Source organism: Sinorhizobium sp. KGO-5, assembly GCF_036245905.1.
GTDB lineage: Bacteria > Pseudomonadota > Alphaproteobacteria > Rhizobiales > Rhizobiaceae > Sinorhizobium > Sinorhizobium meliloti_A.
The window spans coordinates 180,957-204,825 of record NZ_BDIZ01000003.1 but is presented as its reverse complement, the minus strand read 5'-3'; the positions used below and the strand labels follow the sequence as shown (position 1 = coordinate 204,825).

Here is a 23,869-nt window from a genome sequence, read left to right as displayed (position 1 = left end):
GTCGCGGCGTGCAAGAGTTGATGTCTTCTAACGTGAGGCAGTCGCCGGCGAAGCGAAGGCTCGTTGTGGCGTCCGGTCTGGACCGGGAAAATTTCGAAGGGAGCGACATCGAGCATCTGGTGCATTTTCTCGATCCGGATGCAGCTTCGCGATCCCCCCTGCAGAACGCCTTTCCTCTGATCGCGCTTGCCTTCTCGGATGAGGGTGAAGCCGATCTGCGGGAGGCGCTTGCGTCGATCAATGCTCTTGGCACCATTCCCGAAATACCGCTTCAGCGGATCGACGTGGGCGGTAAGGCGGAGAGCCTTGCGCTCGTGCAGTCGCTGGTGGAGGGTGGAGTGGGCCGGCTCTCCCGCTTCACGTCGTCGGTAACCGCCGAGCTCGCCATTCTCCGGCGTGAGCGGGAAACGCTGCTCGAAAATTACCGCGCGCTGGAGGATGCCTTTCAGGCCCGCAACTGGGAGCCGGTCGCGGAGATATTCGCCCATGATCCTTATGCCGACCCGAAGGACGAGGGCATCGGGCAGCTCCTTGCGACCGGATGTGTCGATCAGCTTCTTCCGGTCTCCAGTCTTGGCGTGGCCGGGATCGCGCTGCACCTTCATTCCGTGCCCAGGGACGGCGGCGAGCTGATCGTCATGCTGGGCTATGTCGAGAACGGCGAGGGCGTGGCCGAATGGACCGTCCCCTATGCACAGCTCGCGGCAAACTGGAATTTCCTCGCCCTGCCACGCGCCTGCGGTGGCGCAGCGAGAACGCTGCGGCTCAGAATCTCCACGACCGGCACGGAGACTGTAGGGCTTTCACTCGGCTATCCGATCGCGAGCGAGCGGTACACGGCCAGATCGGAAACCCCGCATCCTGATCTCGATCTCCGGCCCCTGGCGTTCCGCGTCTTTACGGGACTGCCCGGCGTCAAACCGACGCGCATGCCGAACATGATCGCTCCCACCGCCTTGCTCGAGGGCCATTTCATCGAGGACTATCGTCTGGCGGTCGAATTGCTGAGCCAGATCGTCGACGTATCGGTCACGCCGGTCGTTCCCGAGTTCCAGACCGTCCGCTTCCTCGAACACGAGAATGCGGTCGTTTGCCACCCGCTGCCGAGCGGAATCTCCGCCGGCACGATCGGCCGCGCCGTGGAACCCGGCACCATCTCCTTCTCAGCAAGCGCGATCATCGATCACCCGAAGGGCGCACCCGCGGCCGTGAGCTTCCTGCTCGCTCCGGCGAACTCCAATGCGCGCTCGGAAGTGGCGGAGCTCGCACGAAAGGGGGCTGCCAAGCCCTCGGCCTTCTTCAGCGGCTGGCGCGAGGTCACCGCCGAGCAGGCGGTCAACGTGAACTTTCAATTGGATAAACCCGTGCGTGAGCCGATGGACCTCATGATCCTCAGCCGTGCGGTGACGGATACGGTGGATTTCTCCTGGCTCAAGGTCTCCGGCTTCCGATTGGTAAAGCAGTCCGCAGGGGCGTCCAATGTCCGGAAATAGGGAAAACTCGGACCTGATCGTGGTGGCAATGCCGCTTTATGGCCATGCGGCCCTCGTCCTGGAGGCGATCGAGTCCGTGCTTGCTTCGAAGCTTGCCGGGTGCAGGGTGGCAGTCGTGGTGTCCGTCGATGGTGATCCGCGGCAGGAGACATTCGATCAATTGCTGCTCTATGCGGCGGCCCATCCTGCGGTTCATGTGCTTTTTGGGGCCAATGCCGGGCCGGGCGGGGCGCGCAATCGCGCGATCGACTACGTGCTCGCGAATCTGCCGGAAGCCGAGGCGGTCTATTTTCTCGACGCCGACAATCGCGTCTTGCCCGGGACCATCGAGACTCTCTACCGGCAACTGCGCGCCAGCGGCTGCGGCTGGATCTATACCAATATCGACACGTTCTCGGTGAGCTGGCGCGCTCATTACGGCAATCGCTACTCGCGGCTCCTGCATTGCGTCACGGACAATATTTGCGACACCGGCTCGATGATCTCGATCGACGTGTTCCGGGCGGGGGTCCGCTTCGACGACGACAGGCAAAACGGTTTCGAGGATTGGGAATTCTGGCTGTCCTGCATCGAGCAGGGCTTCGTGGGGGCGCCGTGCCACGACACGACCTTCGAATACCGGCTGAGGGCGGAAAGCCGCTTCAAGGAGGCGAATCGCGATCGCGCCGCCTCGGTGAGCTTCCTCAGAAAGCGTCACCGTGCGCTGTTCCAGCGGCCAATGCTGGTCGATTTCGAGCACGAGGAATGCCCGCGCTATCTTTTCGCACGGACGGAAGATGCTGCCATTTCGTTCTTCACGGATCCGACCAAAACGGCCAAGCGGCTTCGTCTCGACGATATCATTCCAGCCTTCTGGGCGAGCATCGGCGAGCCGGACAACGTTCACTTCCCGCCCTTCCTGATCGCCGGAAGCGGCGCCACCCTCGACCTGCTGCTGCGCTCACGCATGCTGCCGAACGTGCTCTCGCACCTGGAGCGCCTGAGCGAGAAGGCGAACGTGGTCTTCGTCCAGCTTGGCAACGATGCGGCGCAGCGCAAGATCGAGCCGGTCTTCCTGGAGGCGGGCGCCCAGCACAACGCGCCGGCCGACCTCATCTTCCTGTCCACTTCGCTCGTGCGCGATGTCATTCACAACAAGGCGCTGGACTGGTTTGCCTCCATCGGCAACCAGCAGGTATGGCCGACATCGGCAATTCTGAAAGTCCGCTTCCCTTTCCCGAGAAGCCTGCCCCGACGCTCGCTCATCACGCCCCAGCAGGTGATGATCAACTGCGTCAACGCCATCGCGACCAGTCCGCTGCGGCGGACCGCCGGCAAACGCTGGACCTGGCGTCCGGCACGGCTTGTTCCCTATTCCGACCTCCACAAGGCGCTTCGCCATGAGATCGGTGGCTCGCCGGTGCTGCCGCTCGGTCATAGCGAGGGGGGCAGGAAGACCGCAGCCCTGCTTGTTCCGAATGCATCCTTCGGCGGCGCCGAAAAGGTCGTATATGCGGCCTCGCGCGAGCTGAAGGCCGCCGGCTACGAGACCCATCTCTTCGTGCTCGGCACATCCAGGATGGATGTGATCGACGAGTTCGATCAGAGCTTCGACTATATTCACTTCTGGGACCAGGGCATTCCCGCCTGGGGTGGCTCCGGCTCTTTCCTGGGGCAGGACTTCATCGCCGAGGGCCACGACGTCGATTGGGCCGCGCTCAAGGGTCAGCTTTCCGGCTTCGACCTGGTGATCAACAATCACGTCATGGCGGTGCATCCGCTTATCGCACGGTTGCGCTCTGAGGGCACGCGCACGGCCTGCTACCTTCACGTGGTCGACAATACCGGCTTCAAAAGGCCCGCCGGCCAGCCCTTCGCGGCGATAGCCCACGAGCATTGCTACGATGCCTTCCTGACCTGCTCGGAGCAACTCAAGATCTATCTGCACAGCTTCGGCGTTCCCTATGAAAAGATCTTCGCCGTCCCCAACGGCGCGAGCTTCTCCGTGCCGCCCAAGGTGCTCGCGGAGGTGCTGTCGGTCAGGCGCATCGAACGCAAGGACGATCGGCTTCGGGTCCTCTATATGGGCCGGCTCGATCAGCAGAAGGGGATCGACCGTCTCGCTGCGGCGTTCGCCGAATTGCGGGCTTCGCGCGTGCCCTTCGATGCCCGGGCGATCGGCGGGGAAATCCTCGCGGATGCCACCTTGTCGTGGACGGATCGCCTGAAGGACCTCGGCGTCGAGGTGCGCCCGCCGGTCTTCGCAAGCAAGGATCTGATCAAGGCACTCGGTTGGGCGGATGTCCTTCTGATGCCGTCGCGCTGGGAGGGCGCTCCCTTGATGATCGCCGAGGCGCAGCAGCTCGGCTGCGTCCCGATCGCGACGTCGGTCGGTGCCGTCGACGAACTCATAACCGACGGCGAGGACGGCATCCTCATCGAGGCCGCCGCCGATCCGCAGGTGGTCCGGGACATGGCAAAGGCCATCGAGGAGGTGGCCCACAACCGTCAGATGCTCGCGCCCCTCATGGAGGGGTGCCTGAGAACGGCGGCTCGGCGCTCATGGACGTCCTCCTTCTCCGAGTTCCTCGGCTGGTGCGACCGTTCCGTGAACAATTCGTCGCTTTCGCGCGCAACGGTTATCCGTGGGCGCGAAGCATCCAATCCCGGAGTTGCGGCCGTGGGCTGAGGCCCCGCCGGTTTCAAGAAGAAGGGTCGATTGCATGCGTCCACGGATCCTCGTGACGGGAATTCCTGGTCATTACACGCGCCTCGCCAACGGCGCCCAGGGATTATCCGTCTCCTATTCGGAGCGACAGAAACAGCCCGAGACGAAGGAGGAGTTTCTCCAGGAGCTTCGCAATATCAGCAATACGGGAAATTACCTGATCGGCGAGGGGGCGCTGCGCGCGATTGCCCCGCATGCGAAGCAGGTCCCGTTCTGGCACCTTTATAATTGCAGCCAGAACGGCGTCGGACTCGACGAGTTCAACGCCAATTTCGACATCTGCGTCTTCACCTGCGCGAACCTTCTGCGCAAGGGCCTGTCTGCGGATGCCGAAGCGGAAGTGCTTGGCAAGCTCAAGATGCCGATCGTCATGCTCGGTATCGGCCTGCAGAACCGCCGAGACCTTGAAAACAGCCTGCCGGAAGGTACGAAGCGGCTTCTGGACGTTCTCAAGGAGCGTGAGCACTATTTCCTGACGCGCGGGTTCGAAACCGCCGGCTTCCTGAAGGACCAGGGCTTCTCCTATGTGCAGCCGACGGGCTGCCCTTCCATCTATCTGATGCCGCACAATATGCGCGCCTCGCTGAAGAAGCTGCCCAATGTACCGGTCGGCAAGGCGCGGACCATCTTCTCAGGCTATCTGGGTGCCAACCACGATTGCATCGTCGACGCCGCGGCGCTGGCGCCCGAGGGTTCGCGGCCCCAATACGTCATCCAGGACGAGTTCCTCCATTTCGACATGAACGTCGAAGCGAACGGCGACGGCCGGGTCTACGACTCCGCCTCCGGCACGATGCTCGGGGAACTGAGCTATCCGGGCACTGAAAGACTGAAAACGCCCTTCGACGTGCGGACCTTCTTCGATACGAACCAGTGGCGTGCCTGGGCGTCTTCCATGGATTTCAATTTCGGCCGGCGTTTTCACGGCTCGATCATCGCGATGCAGGCGGCCGTGCCGAGCCTGATGGTGGCGGTGGACGACCGGATGCGCGAAATGCTCGGCTACACGGGCCTGCCGGCGATCGACGCAGTCGAGGTCGACAAGGCGGAAAACCGTGCCGAATTCGTCGCCGACCACCTGGCCGGGCTCAATGCTTCCGAACTGGTCGACAGATATTCCGATCGCGAGCGCACGTTCCGCTCGGCTCTCCGGGAGATCGGGATCGGGCAATAAATCTACGCGAGCGTTTGCAGGCTCTAATCTCAGGTGTAATCGATGCGTATCTTGCTTACGGGAATCCCGTCCTATCTGCAGCGAACCGTCTCGGGCGTGTCCGGCGCGGAGGTTCGGCACAGGCCCTATTTCGACGAGGTCAGAACCAAGAAGGAACTGATCGATCAGGTCAAGAAGATAGCCAATACCGGCAACTATCTGATCGGCGAGGGCGCGGCCCATGCCCTGCGCGGGCATGACGTCACCTATTTGCCTTTCTGGCATCTCGTCAACAACAGGAATTCCGACGAGGCTTATGAAAGCCTCAACGAGGAATTCGACATCTGCGTCTTCGCTTCGGCCAACCTCCTGCGCCCGGGCTACTCGGCGGATCTCGAAGCGGAAGTGTTCGAGAAACTGAAGATGCCGGTGGTGATCATGGGGATTGGTATCCAGCGGCGGGAAGGGCTCAAGGAAAACCTGCCTGCCGGCACGCTCAAGTTCCTGGAAGTGCTGAGGAACAAAGAGAGCTTCTTCCTCACGCGCGGTTATTTCACGGCCGAGTTCCTGAGAGAACAGGGGATGAAGTTCGTCAAGCCGACGGGTTGCCCCTCGCTCTTCTTCGCGCCGGCCGAGATGAAGCGTTCGCTCGCCGCGCTCGCCAATCCGGATCTCGCTTCCTCCCAGAAGATCGCCTTCGGAGGCTATCTCGGAAGCGTGGCCGATACGATCGTCGATGCCCACGCGCTGCTGAAACCGGAGAGCGTCGCGAGCTACGTCGTCCAGGACGAGGTGGTCGCCTACAATCTTTCCCTTCCCGTGGACGACGACTTGCCCGTTTACGACCGAGCAAGCGGGCGCATCACCGGCCAGACCGCCTACAAGCATTCGGAGAAATGGCAGCGCAAACACGAGCTTCTGGTGTTCTTCGACACCAATCAATGGCGAAGCTGGGTCTCCGCGCGCGATCTCTGCTTCGGGCGCCGTTTTCACGGCTGCATCATCGGCATGCAGGCGGGCGTGCCGTCGCTCATGATCGCGGTCGACGATCGCATGCGGGAAATGCTGGAATTCATCGGCTTCCCCTACATGGAGGCGGCAGTCTGGAACCGGGAGCCGGACAGGAAGGCCTATCTTGCCAGCTTCCTTTCCAAGATCGATTCGCAGGCAGTCATCGACCGGTACTCGGCCTGTGAGACCAACTTCCGCAATGCTCTGGCGCATGTCGGGCTCTAGAGCAGTTCCGGGGAAAGTGCGCAGCGGTTTGCGGCCCGGGACTTCGGCGAAGCGAGGAGCAGCAGCATTGTTCCTCGGCGCCTTGCTGGCGCTTTCCGCACCCGCGCATGCCGATGAAGCTTCGGCGGCTCGCATTGGCGTCAATCGGATGAATCTCGCCTGGCTGCCCCGGGGCGACCAGGAGAGAATACTGGCGGACATAGCCGCCAGCGGCGCGACGGATGTCCGGCTTTCGCTTTCGCGTCCGGTGGACAAGAGCATAGAGGCGCTGGCAATCGCCCACCGCCTGGGTCTGCGCATCCTTCTCGAGATTCAGCTGGGAAACAAAAGCTACTATCCCCAGAGCCTCAGACCGAGAACGGGCCATGGCCGTATCTGGGACGTCTATCGACTGTCGGATTTGGATCTTGTTCGGTATCGCAGGGAGTTGCGGCAAGCGCTTCAACGCATCGATGCCCTCGGCGTGCGTCTTGTGGCGATCGAGCCGGGAAATGAAATCAACTATGCCGGCTACAACGGCGATCTTGCCGTCTATCGAGAACCGGGCGCCCGGTCACCGCGCAGCATCGCCGAGCTACGGGAGCGGACAAGGTTTGAACGCGGCCTCGACAACTACGTCAAGGCGCTGGAGATCAGCCGATCGGAGCTGCGCAAAACCGTACACAGCCGCGACGCAGCCGTCATTTCCGCCGGTCTCTCGGATATGAGCGCCGCAGAAGCCGACAGGCGCGGGATGGAAAGGCTCGATCCCGGCGAATTCGTCGCGCTCCTTCGTCAACGCGGCATCGACAGTCTGGTCGATGCCTATGGCATCCACATCTACCCCGGAAGGAAAGCCGCGCCAGCGATTGCAGCGCGGGTCAGAAGCATTCTCGATTTCTGCCGGACCGCGGGAACCGGCAAGTCCTGCTGGGTCACGGAGTGGGGGATCGCGAACAAGGCGCGCTCCTGCCCGGTGGACGATCGATCGCGAGGGGAGGCGATCCAGGTCATGCGCGCGACCTTCGGCGAACTGATCGAGGCAGGCCGGCTGACGGCTGCCTACTATTACGACTGGGATACCGAGCCCTCCTATAGCCTCTGGCGCTGCGGCAAGCTCAGTCCCGTCGGCGCCGCGGCGATCGGACCGGGCGAGGGCGCAGGAGCGCAAGCAAGATGATGGCCTCGACCGGAGTGGGCGCATGAAGGGCATCATCCTTGCGGGCGGCCGGGGAACCAGGCTGTACCCGGTGACGATCTCGGTTTCGAAGCAACTGCTCCCTGTCCATGACAAGCCGATGATCTATTATCCGCTCGGCATGCTGATGCTGGCCGGTATTCGCGAGATACTGGTGATCACCATGCCCAGGGACCGGCCGCTGTTCGAGGAGCTGCTGGGGGACGGCAGCCAGTTCGGCCTCGCGATCTCCTATGCCGAGCAGCCGGAGCCGAACGGACTCGCCGAAGCCTTCGTCATCGGGCGGGATTTCATCGGCAACAGCTCGGTGGCGCTTATCCTCGGAGACAATATTTTCTACGGTGCCGGCCTGCCCGAGCTTTGCGGCGATGCCGCAGCCCGGTCGAGCGGTGCCACGATCTTCGCCTATCGTGTGGATGATCCCGAGCGCTACGGCGTCGTCAGTTTCGACGGAGAGACCGGACGGGCCGTGGCGATCGAGGAGAAACCGGAGCGGGCGAAATCCAGCTGGGCGGTGACCGGCCTTTATTTCTATGAAAACAGCGTCCTTGACATCGCTTCTTCAATCAAACCTTCAGCGCGGGGCGAACTGGAAATCACCGATGTGAACCGGGCCTATCTGGAGCGCGGCGACCTTCACGTCTGCCGCCTCGGGCGGGGCTATGCCTGGCTCGATACGGGCACGCACGACAGCCTGCACGATGCCGCTTCCTTCGTACGCACGATCGAGCACCGGCAGGGCGTCAAGATCATGTGCCCGGAAGAAATCGCCTTCGAGCTCGGCTACGTTTCGGCGGATCAGGTGCTCGAGCGTGCCGACCTGCTCGGTAAAAACGACTATGCGATCTATCTCCGGAGACGGGTCAGGGAGCTCTCGGATGCTTGATGTAAGGCCCCTGGGCCTCGACGGGGTTCTGGAGATCGTCCCGCACAGGCTCGGCGACGAGCGGGGCTTCTTTTCGGAGACCTACAATGCGGAGACCCTCGCCGCCAACGGCGTCGCGGAGACCTTCGTACAGGACAACCATTCCTATTCCGCAGCTGCGGGCACGCTGCGCGGCCTGCACTATCAGCTCCCGCCCAAGGCGCAGGCAAAGCTCGTTCGCGTTGTTCGAGGCAGGGTGTTCGATGTCGTGGTCGACATTCGCAAAGGTTCGCCGACCTTCGCGAAATGGGTCGGTCTCGAACTCTCGGCCGAAAAATGGAACCAGATTCTGGTGCCTGTCGGCTTCGCCCACGGCCTCGTCACGCTCGAGCCGGAAACGGAAGTCCTCTACAAGGTGAGCGAGCATTACAGCGCCGAGCATGAGCGGTCGATCCGATACGACGATCCCGAGATCGGCATAGACTGGCCTGCCGCTACCGACCATCTGCAATTGTCCGCGAAGGACAGGAACGCACCATTGCTCCACGAATCCAATGTTTTCGAGTTCACCGCATGAGGGGAGAAACCATGCGAGTTTTGGTAACGGGTGGCGCGGGTTTCATTGGATCGGCGGTTTGCCGGCATCTGATCCGAAGCGGGGCCGAGCGCGTCGTCAATGTCGATAAGCTGACCTATGCCGGCAGCCTTGCGTCGCTACGGGCGGTGGAAAGCGATCCGCACTATGCCTTCTACCGGGCCGATATCCGCGACGAACAGGTTCTGCTGCAGATCATGCGCCGGGAGCGGATCGAAGCGATCATGCATCTTGCTGCCGAGAGCCATGTCGACCGTTCGATCGAGAGCCCCGACCCGTTTATGGAGACGAATGTCCTCGGCACGGTGCGATTGCTCAACGCCGCACTGGCCTACTGGTCGGGGCTCGGCACCGAGGAGCGAGAGCGCTTCCGGTTTCACCATGTCTCGACCGACGAAGTCTTCGGCGACCTTCCGTTCAACCGCGGGATTTTTTCCGAGGAGACGCGCTACGCACCTTCGTCCCCCTACGCGGCCTCGAAAGCGGCAGCTGATCATTTCGCACGTGCGTGGCACCACACCTACGGCCTTCCGGTGGTCGTTTCGAACTGCTCCAACAATTACGGCCCGTTCCATTTTCCCGAGAAGCTGATCCCCCTGACGATCATCAACGCCATCGAGGAAAAGCCGTTGCCGCTCTACGGCTCGGGAGCGAATGTGCGGGATTGGCTCCATGTCGACGATCATGCGACTGCGCTGGAACTGGTCATAAGCCGGGGCAGGCCAGGGGAGAGCTACAATATCGGCGCCCGTGCCGAGCGCAACAATCTGTCGGTCATGGAATGCATCTGCGATCTGCTCGACGTCCGATCTCCGCGAAAGGGCGGTCATAGCTATCGGGACCTCATCACCCTTGTTCCGGACCGGCCCGGTCACGACCGGCGCTATGCGATCGACCCCTCGAAGGCCGAGCGTGAGCTTGGCTGGAGGCCGAAGCGGAGCTTCGAGGGCGGACTGAGCGAGACTGTCGACTGGTTCCTCGCAAACAGGTGGTGGTGGGAGCCGATCCGGCGCGAGCGCTATTCCGGCGCCCGCATCGGCGAGCAGCATCGGAGCGTCGCGTGAGGATTGCCGTGACCGGCTGCGAGGGGCAGTTGGCCCTCAGCCTGGTGGAACGGTCTGGTCGTTGGCCGGGCGTGGAAGTCGTTACGATCGGGCGGCCGCATCTCGATCTCACGGAGCCGGCAACGATCCTACCGGCGATCGAGCGGTGCCGGCCGGACCTCGTCGTCTCCGCAGCAGCCTATACGGCCGTCGACCAGGCCGAAAGCGAGCCGGAGGCGGCCTTTGCGACCAACGCGTTCGGGGCTGGCGCGGTCGCTGAGGCGGCCGCATGCCTCGAAGTGCCGATCATCCATATCTCGACGGACTATGTCTTCGACGGGAGCAAACAGGGGAGCTACGCAGAGAGCGACACACCGGCTCCGCTCAGCGTCTACGGCGCATCCAAGCTTGCCGGAGAAACCGCCGTTGCCGAGGCAACCCCCCGCCATCTCATCCTTCGCACGGGCTGGGTCTACAGCTCCTTCGGGAAGAACTTCGTCAAGACCATCCTGCGGCTCGCAGAGGAGCGCGAGGATATCGCGGTCGTCGCGGATCAACGCGGAAATCCGTCATCGGCGATCGACCTTGCGGATGCCATCCTCGATATTTCGGCGCGGCTGACGAAATCCGATCAGGACGCCGCCTTCGGCCTCTATCACCTCGCTGGCACGGGCGTCGTAAACCGCGCCGATTTCGCGCGGCATGCTCTTTCGGCGAGCCGTACCGAAGGCGGTCCCTGGGCGCATGTTCGGGACATCGCGACAGGGGCCTTTCCGACACCTGCAAGCCGCCCTCCCAACTCCTCGCTGTCAAGCGCCAAATTCACCGCGGCCTTCGGCCGGGCCATGCCAGCCTGGCAGGATTCGGTGGAGCGAACCGTAAGGCGGCTTGTCGGGAGCATTTCGAGTGAAGCCCGTTAGGGCGGAGCGCGGACGGAAAGCCGCACGCACTTCCAGACCGAAACGATTTACTGCCGGGCTGCCGCCTGTTGGGCGTCGGCACGCGCGGGCGGATCGGGCGCGGCCCATTCCGCTGCCGCGATGGCGGAACCGAGCAGGAGGGCGGGCAGAGCGAGCGCCGCGAAAAACCGCAGCACGTGACGGCGACGCATGCGCTTCTTATCCCGATCGTAAACCATCGTCCGCCCCGCTTTGGATAGATTGGAAACAGTCCTCGCATGATAGAAGCAGAGAAGCCCCGCAAGGTCGAGTTCCCTGGGTAACACAACTTTGTGTCTGTAGCGTCACGTCCGACGGCCGGTCTCCCGGAAAGCACGATCGCGGCCGGCTCGATGAACCAAATGCGTTCTCATGAGTTCAATCTTCGATGCAATTGAACCAGGAGGACTACTCATGGACTGGAATCGTGTGGAAGGTAACTGGAAGCAGGTCAAAGGCAAGGTCAAGGAGCAGTGGGGCAAGCTCACCGACGACGATCTGGACCAGATCTCCGGCAGCCGCGAGCAGCTCGAAGGAAAGATCCAGGAGCGTTACGGAATCGAGAAGGACCGCGTAAGGCGCGACATAGACGATTGGTACGGCCGCCAGACGTGGAATTGGTGATCAGCAAACGCCGGTCGAGACCCGCCTTGACGGGTCTCGATCCATGCCTAACGATTGTTCCCCTTGATGAAGGCGAAGATATTTGCCCGACAAACCACGGATAGTCGATCTTGGCTTCCGTCGCCGGAGGTACGCGCCTATGCTCGCGATGGGAGTCCGAAGCCGGCAGATCGGCACTAACCTGCGTTTCGCTCAGGAGGCTCAGCCATGACCACCGACAATGAACGGGACAAGCGCATCCGCGCACGCGCCTATGAGCTGTGGGAAAATGACGGAAGACGTCACGGAGACCATGAGCGGTACTGGCACGAAGCCGCTCGGGAGATCGATGCGGAGGCTCAGTCGGATCTTGCCTCGGATCTGCAGCCCGGTGGAATGCAGCCCGACCGCGGACCGGCCGGGGGCGTCGGGAGCATCGGAAATGAAGGCCCCGATAAGGCCAAGGCTCCGCCCCGCGGCGCCGGCCCGCGGCGGGGCACGGCGAAGAAACTATAAAGAAGGCTTCGGTGCACCTGGTGAAGGCCACGGGCCCCTGAGGGTGTCTGTCCCCGACGGCCCTGCAACGGCGGCGCCTGCGGCATAGCCAATCAGATCGAGTTCAGCTCTCCTTCGTAATTCTTGTCCAGGCCTCGGCTCGTCGACCGTGCCATCACGGTCGATCTGCCGTGGCGTCTAACCCGGAGCGGAACAACGGGAACCGGGGTTGGTTACCAGTGATCGCACCCGCCAATGGGTCATGTCACCGCAAGCCGGATTGAACAAAAGCCTGTCGGTTTTGTTTGACCTTTGCAAAACGAAAGGAGATCGCAATGAAAGTGCCCCGTAAGGATAAGGCGCTCTCGCGCGACGAGGACTATCGCGACTATGAGGAGCGCGATCTTCGCGAAGGATGGCCCTACGCGGATGGCAGCGGCAGTACATCGAGCAGCCCCGAAAACAGAAGCTATGGCGCTACCGGCGCGAATTTCGATGAGGACCGCGGAAAGGGCTTCATCGTGGATGAGGCCGGCGCAGACGGTCTTGAGGAAAATTCCCCGGACAATGGTCGTCCTCTGCCGCCTGACCGCATCGACAGCGACGAACTGGAAGCGGTGATCACGGATCTGCTTAGCCAAATCGGTGAAGCCGAGCCCAACAGCATCGACGTGCGCGCCGACAAGGGCATCGTAACCCTGGAGGGTGCTGTCGAAACCTTGGCGATGGCGCGCCGGCTCGCGGCAGCGGTGGAGGCCGTGCCCGGGGTGCTGGAGGTTCGCAACAATCTTCAAACCCTTGGCGTCGATTCCCACATGCCTGACGACGGCTAGCGACGACGCCTTTGCGGTAGCGCCGCCGCCGCCGGGACATCGATGGAGGGTCCAATGTCAGTGTTCGAGGTATTGGCCGAGCAGGAAGTGGCCGAAGAGCTCGGTGTCGCCGTGGTCATGTTGACCCGCGAGGATGGCCGTGGTCTCCCCCGCAAAGGGATAATGCTCACGCACGAACTCGTCGACGACGCGTTCGAAGGTGACCGGGGACGGGCGGCTGAAGCAGCAAGATCCGGCGTGATCGACCATGAGGCGATGCGCCGGATCGACAGTCCGGACAGGCTGGTTTATCACCCGCAAGACGCAGCCGATCCTGTGGAATGGACGCTTGCCGCGTTCAGCCGCGACGATTTGGGACTGTTCGAAGGACCGGTCCGTTCCGGTGGGGCCGGGGCGGGCGGCATCCAGGCTTAGAGTGCTTCAAGGCAAGTGTGTAGCGTCTTCCCGTCCGGAAGTGCGCACACACTTTCCTCATCCCGCTCCTACTCTGCACAGGCGGGGTTGCCAGGGAACAATCCTGTCAATCCGCAGTTGGCTACTCGAAGGGACGTTCGAATGGAGAACATCCGATGAAGGGTATCCTTATCAAGAGTGCGCTCGCTTTGAGCCTCGGGGTTGCGTCCACCCCGGTCTTTGCACAGACGGAACAGCCGGCACAGGGCCAATCCACCGATTGCCCGGCCGGGACGGAATGTCCGCAGGGCGGCGCGCAACAGGATCAGCAGCCTGACGCTCAAGGGGGTGCGACACAGCAGGACGGGCAGACGGGCCAGGACCAGCAACAGCCGGCAGATCAGCAACAGCCCGCCGATCAGCAGCAACAGCCCGCCGATCAGCAGCAACCGGCCGACCAGGGCCAGCAGCAGGATCAGCAAGATCAACAGAAGCAGCCTGACCAACAGCAGCAGGACCAGCAGGGGGAAACAGGCACGCAGCAGGATCAAGGCGGCTCGCAAAGCGGGGAGACGGGAACCGACACGCAGACCAAGCAGCAGGACTCCGAGCAGCAGCCCGGGCAGGGCGAAACCAAGGAACCCGCTCAAGGCCAGTCCCAGTCGACCGAGCAGGGTCAGTCCTCCGGCTCTTCCGGAGATGTCGACGTGACGGTAGAGCAGAAAACCGAAATCACGCAGATCATCAAGGAAGAGAACGTCGAGCCGATCGACGTCGACTTCGACGTATCCGTCGGAGTGGCAGTACCGGAAACCGTCAAGGTCAAGCTGAAGCCGCTTCCGACCCGCATCGTGAAGATCGTGCCGAGATATGAAGGTTACCTGTTCTTCATCCTCGCCGATGGTCGGATCGTCATCGTCGAACCTTCGTCGCTGGAGATCGTGGTAATCCTCGCCTGACAGCTTGCTTGATGAAGCTGCCCGTCTGATTCTTCAGGCGGGCCATTCTCCTCGACCCACGGTCGTGCGCCGTGGGGTTTCGATCCTTTCCGGCGCCTCAAACCTCGGGGTTCGAATTATGCCGGCGCCAGATATCCAGGAGCAGCAGCGTCACCGTGAAGGCTACCGGGCCGATCACCAGCCCAGCCGACCCGAATACGATTATGCCTCCGATCATGCTCATGAACGCCGTCAGCGTGTGGAGCTTCAGGCGATCTCCCACGAAAATGGGGTAGAGCAGATTGTCGATGGTCGCGACCACTCCGGCGCCCCAGGCGACGAGTATAAGCGCCTTTCCCCACTCGCCGCCCAGGGCCAGCGACAGCGCGGCCGGAAGCCAGACGATGAAGGCGCCGAGCACCGGCACGACGGCGAGCAAACCCATGGCGAGGCCCCAGACTACGGGCGCCGGCAGACCGAGCAACCAGAACATCAGGCCGCCCATCGCGCCCTGTACGGCAGCAACGGCCACCGTGCCGAAGACGACGGCCTGCACCGTTTCGTTTACCCGCGTGAACAGCCGGTTCATCTCCTGCGAGCTGAGAGGGGAATATTCCTTCAGCGCGCCCAGTGCCTGCTGGCCGTCACGCAGGAAATAGAACAGAAAATAGAATGTCAGGATGGCGTCGACGATCTGGGCAACGGACCCACGCACGAACGAGGCGCTGAAGTTGGTAAGCCAACTGGTCGCGCTGCCTGCGATCCCGGCCAAATCGAGCTGCGTTTCGACCCAGACGACGACCGGTGCAAGGCGTGGATGGTTGGCGAGCGCATCGCTCCATTTACCCGACCTCACCGCTTCCTCGAAGATCTGTGCCCCCTTGGCAGCCTCGTTTACCAACCGTTCCGCCATGAAGGTGAGCGGAACAGCCACGACGAAGACGGCGATCGCCACGGTCGCCCCGGCGGCGGCTTCCGGGTAGCGGAAGCGTTTTTCGATCCGACGATGCAGCGGCCGGAACATCACGGTGAGCACGAGCGCCCATGTGAGAGCGGGCAGGAAGGGCACGGCTAGGAAGTAGCAGACGACCAATCCCGCGGCGAGCGCGACAAGGATTGCCAATGTCCGCGAACGCCGCGGCGTCAGTAGGCGGTCTGGAGCATCCTTTTCCTCAGCTACGGAAACACTCTTCGCCATCGCGTTTTCTTCGCTCGTTTGGGGTAGTTCGGGTCCAGTCGGACAGACTTGTCGAAAGATAACGCATCTCACCGAAAGACGTTGCGACAGCCAGGTGCAAACGGGCGCACCATGCGAGGAATTGTCCTGATCGTTCCAGTTGGTCTCGGCTGGTGGGAGCCACTACACGACACTTTGAACATGGTTTGGTGGCGCAACCGGCGTGGATGCTGGAGAGTTCGTGCGGGCGAGAAGGTGAGGACCCTGGGGGCGCGGCGATGGCGCGGTTTTGGTTCGGTAGAACACAGGACGATAGATATGTCTTTCAGGCCGCTTTTCGGTAGTGGGCGAATTCGGACTGCCGGAGAGCAGCCGGCGCAGCCCACGACAGCTTCCTGGGCCGGTTCCTCGGTCGTTTTCGATCGTCGGCGGTGGGCGTGCCGGGAAGCCGAACTTCGCTGGACGGCGCCGCATCACGTACTCGTCCTGACGGAGGAAGGCGCCACATCGCAGACCTCCATCCGATCCGATGGAAAGATGGTTTATGAGGGGCGGGACCGATCTGGTGCGATAACGTTCGTGCCCGCGGGGGTGGAACGCCTCGGTGCCTATCGCGACGTCGACCTTATCTATTCCGCCCTGTGGATCAAACCCCGGTCTATCTCTCCCGCCAGCGATCACCTGCAGGAATTGCCGGTTCTGATAAACAAGAGCGACAATGTGATCTGCGCGCTGTTGCAATCGTTGAGCAGCGAGATATCCAGCGGCCATATCCCCGACTCGGCCTATATGGAACATCTGATTGCACTCGTCACTTTGCGGATACGTGGCTTCGCTGACGAGCCCGTACCGGTTCCCCGCCATGGCTCCCTCGGCAGCCGCGTCGTCAAACGGGTCCGTGACTATATAGACGCACACTTGGACGGCGACATTTCCCTCGGCGATTTGGCCGATGTCGCCGGTGTTGCCTCGGATTCTTTTGCGCGTCGCTTCAAAGTCACGACCGGCTTCGCGCCTTACGCCTATGTGCTCGAGGAACGCATCCGGCGCTCGGAAGTGCTCCTGTGCGAGACCGACACGACGCTGAGCGCGATCGCGTTGAGCTGCGGTTTCTCGAGCCAGAGCCACTTCACCACGACATTCAAGCGCCTGCGAGGTGTCACCCCGCACGCCTATCGGTCGAAAGTTATTCCGGAATCCTGATAACCCCGCCGATTTCCTGAAAGAAATGGCAGGCGCGGGAGGCCATGTTGTCTCCTGTCGATGCGCGCCGCTCGGCGCGTTCCAGGCGGCGGGAATCCACCTCGCAGTCGAATCCGGAGATGACTCATGGACGAAACGCAAAAGGACAATGGACCGACGCGAAGGGCGGTGCTCGAGGGCGGTGCAGCCACGACCCTGCTCCTCATCGCCGGCCTGCCCGTCGGGCGTGCCGCTGCAATCGGTGCTGCCGGTGCACCGTCAGCAGGCCCGGCGTCCACGCTGCCGGTGCTGCTCAACATCAATTCCAATAACGTCGCGGTGGAAGTGGATCCGCGGACCACGCTGCTCGACACCCTGCGCAACCATCTCGGTCTCACCGGTTCGAAAAAGGGTTGCGACCATGGTCAATGCGGAGCCTGCACCGTTCTTGTGAACGGACGCCGGATCAATGCCTGTCTGACGCTCGCCGCGATGCATGAAGGCGATGAGATCACCACGATCGAGGGGCTTGCAGGTGAGGACGAACTTCATCCGATGCAAGCGGCATTCATCGAACACGATGGTTTTCAGTGCGGCTATTGCACTCCCGGACAGATATGCTCCGCAGTCGGAATGCTGCGGGAGGTCGGCGAAGGTTGGCCGAGCCACGCAACCGCCGATGTTGCGGCCGCCTCCGCCAATCTCACCGATGCCGAAATTCGTGAGCGCATGAGCGGCAATCTCTGCCGTTGCGCCGCTTACCCCAACATCGTAGCCGCCATTCGCGATGCGGCAGAGAGGTCATGAAGCATGCAGCCCTTCTCCTATCAGCGGGCCGACACAGTGGAGACGGCCGTTGCGGCTGTGGCGCGTCGGCCGGCGGCACGTTTCATCGCCGGCGGCACCAATCTCCTGGATCTGATGAAACTGGGTATCGAGCGCCCGGATCATCTCGTCGACATCGGCCGTTTGGGACTCGACCGTATCGAGCCGACCGAGGAGGGCGGATTGCATATCGGCGCTCAGGTCCGCAACAGCGATCTCGCCGCCGATCCGATCGTCAGGTCACGCTACCCGGTTCTGTCTCAGGCGCTGCTGGCGGGCGCCTCCGGCCAGATACGAAACAAGGCTTCGACAGCCGGCAACCTTCTCCAGCGTACGCGATGCCCCTATTTTTACGACCGCAACATGCCTTGCAACAAACGAGAACCGGGCGCCGGTTGCGCCGCACTCAAGGGCTTCAACCGGATGCATGCGGTCATCGGAACGAGCCAGGCGTGCATTGCGGTGCATCCCTCAGACATGGCGGTCGCCATGGCGGTGCTCGACGCTGCAGTCGAAACCGTCTCACCGGGAGGTGAAACGCGTTCGATCCCGATCGGAGATCTCTACCGGCTGCCTGGCACGACGCCGCACCAGGAGACCGTGCTTGCCCACGGCGAAATGATCACCGGCGTCACTCTGCCGCCACCACCGGCGGGCCGGCAGGCATATCGCAAGGTGCGCGACCGCGCCTCCTACGCGTTCGCCCTCGTTTCCGTTGCAGCGATCATCGAGGTTTCCGGCAATCGGGTGCGAACCGCTCGTGTCGCCTTGGGCGGCGTTGCGCCGAAACCCTGGCGGGCCCTGGAAACCGAGAGCAGGCTCGCGGATGCGGCACTATCGGACCATGTGCTGACGGACGCCGCGGAGGCCGCCCTGGCGGGAGCCGCTGGACACGGCGGCAACGACTTCAAGATTCCCTTGGGCAAGCGGACGGTGCGTTACACGCTCGCCTCCCTGGCCGAACAAGCATGATCCGAGCAAACTGGTGGACACTATGACGGATAAGGCGCAGCGAAATACCACAAGCGGTGGCGGCAGCCTCATAGGCAAACCCATCGACCGCGTCGATGGACCGGTCAAGGTTACCGGCACCGCCACCTATGCCTACGAAGTTGCGGAGGGCCCGCTTCCAGCTTTCGGTTTTGTGCTGGGTGCGGGCATCGCCAAAGGTCGCATTCTGGAAATCGAAACCGGCCAGGCCGAACGAACGCCGGGCGTCCTTCACGTGATGACGCATCTGAATGCACCGCCGCAACCGGAATTTGGTCCAGCCGTCACGCCGGCCGTGCGCGATGTTTTCACCCGTGCGCGACCCGTGCTCCGCGACGACCGCATTCGCCACTATGACGAGCCCATCGCTCTTGTGGTCGGCGAGACCTTCGAGGCGGCACGCGCCGCTGCGGCCCTCATCGAGGTGCGCTACGACGAAGCAGCCGGCGACTTCGGCCTCGAAGAGCGCCGCGGAGCGGCCTACGCACCGCAGCGGACCAATGCAGGCTTTGATACGGATAGTGCAGTGGGCGATTTCGATGCGGCCTTTGCCGAGGCGGCGGTGCGGATCGACATGACCTACCGTACGCCCTATCAGCACCACAATCCGATGGAGCCCCATGCGACGTTGGCGATCTGGCAGGGCGACGACGTGACGATCCATACCTCGGCCCAGACCCTCTCGAACTTTCGTGCCGGTCTCGCCGCGACCCTCGGCATTCCTCTAGAGCGCGTGCGCGTGATCAGCCGTTACATCGGTGGTGGTTTCGGCTCCAAACTCATCGTCCACGCCGATTCGGTGCTCGCGGCTCTGGCCGCGCGCACTCTCGGAAGACCCGTCAAGGTCGCCCTGACGCGCCAGCAGATGTTCGCCAATGCCGGGCACCGTGCGGAAATGCTTCAGAACGTTCGATTGGGCGCGAGCTCCGACGGAAAACTGCTTGCTCTCGGACACGATGTCTGGTCGGCAACCTCTCGCGTCGAAGAATTCTGCGAGCAGACGGCGGTCTTCGCCCGTTCGCTCTATGCCGCGCCCAGTCGCCTGACCCGCCACCGGCTCGTTCCAGTCGACCTCAACAGAGGCGAGTGGATGCGATCTCCCGGCGAGGCGCCAGGCATGCTCGCGCTGGAATGCGCCATGGACGAGTTGGCCGAGCGGCTGGGTCTTGACCCGATCGAGCTCAGGATCCGCAACGAGCCCGATCTCGATCCCGAGCGCGGGGTGCCGTTTTCCACGCGTAACCTCGTGGCATGCATGCAGGAGGGCGCGCGGCGCTTCAGTTGGGAGCGGCGCAGGTCGGAACCGGGCAGCCTGCGCGAAGGCCGGAAGTTGGTTGGCCTCGGCATGGCGGCTGCGATCCGGCCGAACTACATCGGAGCGGCGGCGGCTTCGGTTCGGATCGATGCGGAGGGACGAGTGACCGCTCGCCTCGACATGACCGATATCGGTACGGGGACCTACACCATCCTGACGCAGATAGCCGCCGATGCCCTCGGCGTTCCGATTGCGGCAGTCACGATCGAGCTTGGAGATAGCCGCTTTCCCTTGACCGCAGGCTCCGGCGGTTCCTGGGGAGCGGCAAGTGCCGGGACGGCCCTCTTGCGTGCGTGCGAGGCGCTGAAACGCAAGATCGTGGCCGCGCTGCGCGCGCAAAATGGTGCACCCGACCAGAATTCCGGGACTGACGACGTCTCGATGGTCGCAGGAGCGATCCGCTTCGGCGAACGGACGGAAGCATTGCCGGAATTTATGCGGCGCGTCGCACCGGAAGGGCTCGACGCCACGGGCTCGGTCGAGGCCGGTGCGAGCACCGAGAGCTACCGCGCATTCTCGCAGCATTCGTACGGCGCGCATTTCGCCGAGGTGAGCGTCGACTGCGACACGGGAGAGGTTCGTGCGAGGCGCTTGCTCGCCGTGATCGGCGCAGGCCGTATTCTCAACACGAAGACGGCGCGTTCACAGATACTCGGAGGTATGATCTGGGGTCTCGGCGCAGCCTTGATGGAGGAATCCGTCCTTGACCGCCGCTACGGATGTTTCGTCAATCATGACCTTGCCGAGTACCACGTTCCGGTCAATAGCGACGTTCCCGCCCTCGATGTCGTGTTCATGGAGGAGAACGATGACAAGGCCAATCCTTTCGGCGCAAAGGGCCTCGGAGAGCTCGGCGTTTGCGGTGCCGGCGCGGCGATCGCCAATGCGGTCTATAACGCCACCGGAGTAAGGGTTCGCGAGTTCCCGCTGACCCTGGACAAGGTCCTGCCGGGCCTGGCGACGGTTGCGCTTTGAATTCCGGCGAAAGCGAGCTGTGGGATCCTCAGGTCGGTGTCGAGCCCATCACCAGACCTTCGATGTCGTGCTTCTGCGTGACGGGGATCAGTTCCTCAACGACACTGCAGACGAGGTGCTGCTTCACCAGAACGGGCAGGGCATCAAAGTAATCCTGCGTCACCATCATGTCGTGCAGTTCGGCGTGGCCGGCGCCGGGCGCGTCGACGCCGAGGACCATGACCGGACGGGCGATCGGCGAAGCATGTTCCGTACCCCGATGGATGGTGAGCGCGGAGCGGCACGAAACGTCTCCCAGCTTCGGATATTTGCGCGTCGCGAGCTCCTGAAACTCAGGCCACCTCTCCTTGGGCGGGAACATTTCATGCTTCCACTCCCTGCCGTCGAGCCACTGGGTGCCGGGCGCGATCTCGAACGGACCCATGTCCTCCGTCACGTCCACGCCGGTGAGATTGAAGGCAAGCGAGGTGATGCGGCGCTCGACATAGGTTTCGGGCGGCGAGGGGAAGTCGCGGTGCCAGGGCTGGTACTTCGCCCCCTGGAACGGCACGTCGAAGCCGATCTCGACGATCTGGTAGTCGGGACCGAGCACCGCCTCGCACATGCCGGCCACCCACGGATGGGTGACGAGGTCGACGAAGCCGGAAAAATCCTGCGGATGGATCTCGACGTACCAGCGGCGCGGGCCACGGCCGACGGCGCCACCCGGCCGTTGAATGGCCGACCAGAAGGCCGTCATCATGTCCTCACGCATGGTTTCGGCCCACTCGCGCGAGAAGGCACTCTTCAGTCCGGTAATGCCCTCCCGTTGCAAGGCTTCGACGGACGCGCTGAAATCGTAGGCCGACCGGTTTTCATGTGTTGCTGTCGTAGTCATCACATCTCCTCTTGCTTCGCATTGTCGCGGGCTTCACCCTGGCCGCATCTCAGATGCGTTCCTCGCCTGTTCGGCGTGACATCAATCGCGCCTGAAGAACGACGACGATCAGCAGGAAGCCGCCGCGGATGACGGATTGCCAATAGGCCGAAAGGGAAATCCACCCGAGGCCGTTCTCGAAATTCAGGATATTGAACACCATCGCGAGCAGAAGGGCGCCCGCAAACGTCGCCCCGACAGAGCCCGAACCGCCTGTCAGAAGCGTACCCCCGACGACTACGGAGGCGATCGCGAAGAGTTCCCAGCCGACTCCCTCGGTCGGTTGGCCGGCACCGAACTGCGAGGCGAGGATGACGCCTGCGAGCCCCGCCAGCGCGCCGGAGCCGACATAGACGGCGGCGAGCGTCCGCCTCACCTTGAGGCCCATCAATGCGGCCGTCGCTTCGCCGTCGCCGATCGCCAGCACATGGCGGCCGACAGGCAGGCGTTCGAGCACCAGCCAGCCGGCAACATAGACGAGAAGGGCGATCCAGGCGGGAATCGGAAAGCCAAGGAAGTCGTCCTGACCTATCGCCGTGAAGCCGCTGTCGTAGGAAACGGAGACGGACTGGTTTCCCGCAAGCAGCAAGCCGGTTCCGTAGGCGGCCAGCATTGTCGCGAGCGTCGCGATAAAAGGCTGGATGCGCATGACGGTCACCGTGAAACCGTTCAATGCTCCGACGGCAAGACCCGCCGCTATGCCGCCGAAGAGACCTGCGGCCCAATGATAGGGCGACAGAAGCGCTGCGACGACGCTCGCCATGGCTGCGGTACCGCCGACGGAGAGATCGATGCCTCCCGTCATGATGACGAAGGCCATGCCCAGCGCGATCAGCGCGAACATGGAGTTGTAACGCAGGAAGCTCAGGATGTTGTATTGCGACAGGAAGTTCTCGTAGCGCAGCGCTCCGAACAGGATGAGGCCGAACAGCGCCAGGATGACGCCGAGGCGGGCCATATCGCCGGGGGACTTGAGGGCAAGAGCCTTGAGGAGTGGGTTCATCGGCATTCTCCCTCACGACTTTCCGGCGCGCTGCTGGATGAACACCGCAAGTAAGATCAGTGCAGCCTTGACGATCAAGGCGGCCGCGTCTGGCACGCCATTGGCCAGCAGGGTGTAGCGCACCAGCTGGATGACCAGGGCGCCGATCACGGTGCCCACGATGTTTGCCCGCCCGCCGGTCAGAAGCGTGCCGCCGACGGCGACTGCGGCGATCGCGTCGAGCTCCATGCCGAGGCCGACGAGGTTCGCGTCGCTTGCGGAATTGCGCGCGACGACGATGAGGCCCGCCACCCCGGCAAGCGCGCCGCTGATCGTGTAGACAAGCAGTTTGACGCGGTGGACGGGTATGCCGGTGAGGCGTGCGGCCTTCTCGTTGCCTCCGACCGCGATGACCTGCCGCCCGAACACCGTGTAGCGGATTGCCGCCCAGGCGATCGCCGCGATCGCAATCATCAGGATCACCTGGGCGGGGATGCCGGCGACACGCCCCAGGGCGATGAATTGGAAACCTTCGTTCCGGAAGACCTGCAGGTTGCCGTTGGTCATTACCTGGGCGATGCCGCGGCCTGCGATGAACAGCACGAGGGTCGCGATGATCGGCTGGATGGCGAAACGGGTCACGAGGAGGCCGTTGAAAAGACCGAGCAGCCCCGTGGCGACGACCGGCAGAACGAAGGCCAGCGCCACGGCCACGGGCATGGAGGAAACCGGAAACAGCGTCCCCATGAAGATCATCGGCGCAAGCGCACCGCCGATCGCCATCAGGGAGCCAACCGAAAGATCGATGCCGCCGGTGGCTATCACGAGCGTCATTCCGATGGCGACGATCACGATCGTGGCGACCTGGGTGAGATTGACGTTGAGCGTCTGCAGCGACAGGAAGTTCGGAGTGAAAACGACGTTGAACAGGATCAGGGCGAGGAAGGCGGCGACGGTGCCGTAACGCCCGGCGAGCCTAAAGAAACGTTTGCCGGAGGGGACGGTGCCTGCGGTCGCCTGTGTCTCTACCGTCGTCAT

The 23,869-nt window shown here is 62.8% G+C and carries 23 protein-coding genes; 18 read left to right on the top strand and 5 right to left on the bottom strand.

Features of this window, described 5'->3' with window-relative positions; genetic code table 11:
* Positions 1-20 precede the first annotated feature (20 nt).
* The 9 genes from BHD07_RS15020 to rfbD all read left to right on the top strand — a co-directional run bounded on the left by BHD07_RS15020 (position 21) and on the right by rfbD (position 11,189).
* Positions 21-1,493 carry a DUF6212 domain-containing protein gene (locus tag BHD07_RS15020; RefSeq protein WP_338281276.1) on the top strand — a complete coding sequence of 491 codons (1,473 nt, stop codon included), beginning with the start codon at positions 21-23 and terminating at the stop codon, positions 1,491-1,493.
* Entirely contained in the window at positions 1,480-4,161 is a 2,682-nt protein-coding gene (locus tag BHD07_RS15015) for a glycosyltransferase (RefSeq protein WP_338281274.1), read from the top strand. Before BHD07_RS15020 ends, BHD07_RS15015 begins: the two co-directional genes overlap by 14 nt.
* A gap of 34 nt (positions 4,162-4,195) precedes the next feature.
* Positions 4,196-5,374, top strand: coding sequence for a polysaccharide pyruvyl transferase family protein (locus tag BHD07_RS15010; protein ID WP_003529003.1), 1,179 nt, complete (start codon positions 4,196-4,198; stop codon positions 5,372-5,374).
* Between the two features lie 42 nt (positions 5,375-5,416).
* Positions 5,417-6,589, top strand: a complete 1,173-nt coding sequence (locus BHD07_RS15005) for a polysaccharide pyruvyl transferase family protein (RefSeq protein ID WP_018098849.1) — start codon at positions 5,417-5,419, stop codon at positions 6,587-6,589.
* 67 nt (positions 6,590-6,656) lie between these two features.
* Positions 6,657-7,748, top strand: coding sequence for a glycoside hydrolase (locus tag BHD07_RS15000; protein ID WP_338281269.1), 1,092 nt, complete (start codon positions 6,657-6,659; stop codon positions 7,746-7,748).
* A 22-nt stretch (positions 7,749-7,770) separates the two neighbouring features.
* Complete coding sequence (rfbA, locus tag BHD07_RS14995) at positions 7,771-8,652, top strand: glucose-1-phosphate thymidylyltransferase RfbA (RefSeq protein ID WP_338281267.1); 882 nt, start codon at positions 7,771-7,773, stop codon at positions 8,650-8,652.
* Positions 8,645-9,208, top strand: coding sequence for a dTDP-4-dehydrorhamnose 3,5-epimerase (rfbC, locus tag BHD07_RS14990; RefSeq protein ID WP_338281264.1), 564 nt, complete (start codon positions 8,645-8,647; stop codon positions 9,206-9,208). The genes rfbA and rfbC overlap by 8 nt, the downstream gene beginning before the upstream one ends.
* A gap of 11 nt (positions 9,209-9,219) precedes the next feature.
* Entirely contained in the window at positions 9,220-10,290 is a 1,071-nt protein-coding gene (gene rfbB / locus BHD07_RS14985) for a dTDP-glucose 4,6-dehydratase (protein ID WP_338281262.1), read from the top strand.
* A complete protein-coding gene (gene rfbD / locus BHD07_RS14980; RefSeq protein ID WP_338281260.1) occupies positions 10,287-11,189 on the top strand; it encodes a dTDP-4-dehydrorhamnose reductase in 903 nt (300 codons plus the stop codon). Before rfbB ends, rfbD begins: the two co-directional genes overlap by 4 nt.
* 47 nt (positions 11,190-11,236) lie before the next feature.
* Here rfbD and BHD07_RS14975 read toward each other — a convergent pair whose 3' ends face one another.
* Positions 11,237-11,380 carry a hypothetical protein gene (locus BHD07_RS14975; RefSeq protein ID WP_198516656.1) on the bottom strand — a complete coding sequence of 48 codons (144 nt, stop codon included), beginning with the start codon at positions 11,378-11,380 and terminating at the stop codon, positions 11,237-11,239.
* Positions 11,381-11,621: 241 nt separating this feature from the next.
* On the opposite strand from BHD07_RS14975, the gene BHD07_RS14970 reads away from it, so the two are divergent.
* From BHD07_RS14970 to BHD07_RS14950, 5 genes are all read left to right on the top strand, one after another.
* Positions 11,622-11,831 (top strand): CsbD family protein, encoded by a 210-nt coding sequence (locus BHD07_RS14970; protein WP_003528984.1) that lies wholly within the window; start codon positions 11,622-11,624, stop codon positions 11,829-11,831.
* 207 nt (positions 11,832-12,038) lie between these two features.
* Positions 12,039-12,326, top strand: coding sequence for a DUF2934 domain-containing protein (locus BHD07_RS14965; RefSeq protein ID WP_275599157.1), 288 nt, complete (start codon positions 12,039-12,041; stop codon positions 12,324-12,326).
* Positions 12,327-12,640: 314 nt separating this feature from the next.
* A complete protein-coding gene (locus BHD07_RS14960; protein ID WP_338281248.1) occupies positions 12,641-13,138 on the top strand; it encodes a BON domain-containing protein in 498 nt (165 codons plus the stop codon).
* A 54-nt stretch (positions 13,139-13,192) separates the two neighbouring features.
* Positions 13,193-13,552, top strand: coding sequence for a hypothetical protein (locus BHD07_RS14955; RefSeq protein ID WP_338281246.1), 360 nt, complete (start codon positions 13,193-13,195; stop codon positions 13,550-13,552).
* A gap of 155 nt (positions 13,553-13,707) precedes the next feature.
* Positions 13,708-14,490 (top strand): DUF1236 domain-containing protein, encoded by a 783-nt coding sequence (locus tag BHD07_RS14950; protein ID WP_338281245.1) that lies wholly within the window; start codon positions 13,708-13,710, stop codon positions 14,488-14,490.
* 97 nt (positions 14,491-14,587) lie between these two features.
* Here BHD07_RS14950 and BHD07_RS14945 read toward each other — a convergent pair whose 3' ends face one another.
* Positions 14,588-15,667 (bottom strand): AI-2E family transporter, encoded by a 1,080-nt coding sequence (locus tag BHD07_RS14945; RefSeq protein ID WP_338281243.1) that lies wholly within the window; start codon positions 15,665-15,667, stop codon positions 14,588-14,590.
* A gap of 297 nt (positions 15,668-15,964) precedes the next feature.
* Here BHD07_RS14945 and BHD07_RS14940 point away from each other — a divergent pair, with 297 nt between their 5' ends.
* The 4 genes from BHD07_RS14940 (at position 15,965) to BHD07_RS14925 (ending at position 20,933) form a co-directional block, all read left to right on the top strand.
* Positions 15,965-16,849: an AraC family transcriptional regulator gene (locus BHD07_RS14940; protein ID WP_338281241.1), complete on the top strand. Its 885-nt coding sequence runs from the start codon at positions 15,965-15,967 to the stop codon at positions 16,847-16,849.
* 126 nt (positions 16,850-16,975) lie between these two features.
* Positions 16,976-17,635 carry a 2Fe-2S iron-sulfur cluster-binding protein gene (locus BHD07_RS14935; RefSeq protein WP_338281239.1) on the top strand — a complete coding sequence of 220 codons (660 nt, stop codon included), beginning with the start codon at positions 16,976-16,978 and terminating at the stop codon, positions 17,633-17,635.
* A gap of 3 nt (positions 17,636-17,638) precedes the next feature.
* Positions 17,639-18,625, top strand: a complete 987-nt coding sequence (locus tag BHD07_RS14930; RefSeq protein ID WP_338281237.1) for an FAD binding domain-containing protein — start codon at positions 17,639-17,641, stop codon at positions 18,623-18,625.
* Positions 18,626-18,647: 22 nt separating this feature from the next.
* The gene (locus BHD07_RS14925) at positions 18,648-20,933 is read left to right on the top strand and encodes a xanthine dehydrogenase family protein molybdopterin-binding subunit (protein WP_338281235.1); all 2,286 of its coding nucleotides are present in this window, start codon (positions 18,648-18,650) and stop codon (positions 20,931-20,933) included.
* Between the two features lie 28 nt (positions 20,934-20,961).
* Here BHD07_RS14925 and BHD07_RS14920 read toward each other — a convergent pair whose 3' ends face one another.
* The 3 genes from BHD07_RS14920 to BHD07_RS14910 are packed head-to-tail and all read right to left on the bottom strand — an operon-like array spanning position 20,962 to position 23,869.
* Entirely contained in the window at positions 20,962-21,810 is an 849-nt protein-coding gene (locus BHD07_RS14920; RefSeq protein WP_338281233.1) for a phytanoyl-CoA dioxygenase family protein, read from the bottom strand.
* Between the two features lie 49 nt (positions 21,811-21,859).
* The gene (locus tag BHD07_RS14915; protein WP_338281231.1) at positions 21,860-22,852 is read right to left on the bottom strand and encodes an ABC transporter permease; all 993 of its coding nucleotides are present in this window, start codon (positions 22,850-22,852) and stop codon (positions 21,860-21,862) included.
* A gap of 12 nt (positions 22,853-22,864) precedes the next feature.
* Positions 22,865-23,869: an ABC transporter permease gene (locus BHD07_RS14910; RefSeq protein ID WP_338281229.1), complete on the bottom strand. Its 1,005-nt coding sequence runs from the start codon at positions 23,867-23,869 to the stop codon at positions 22,865-22,867.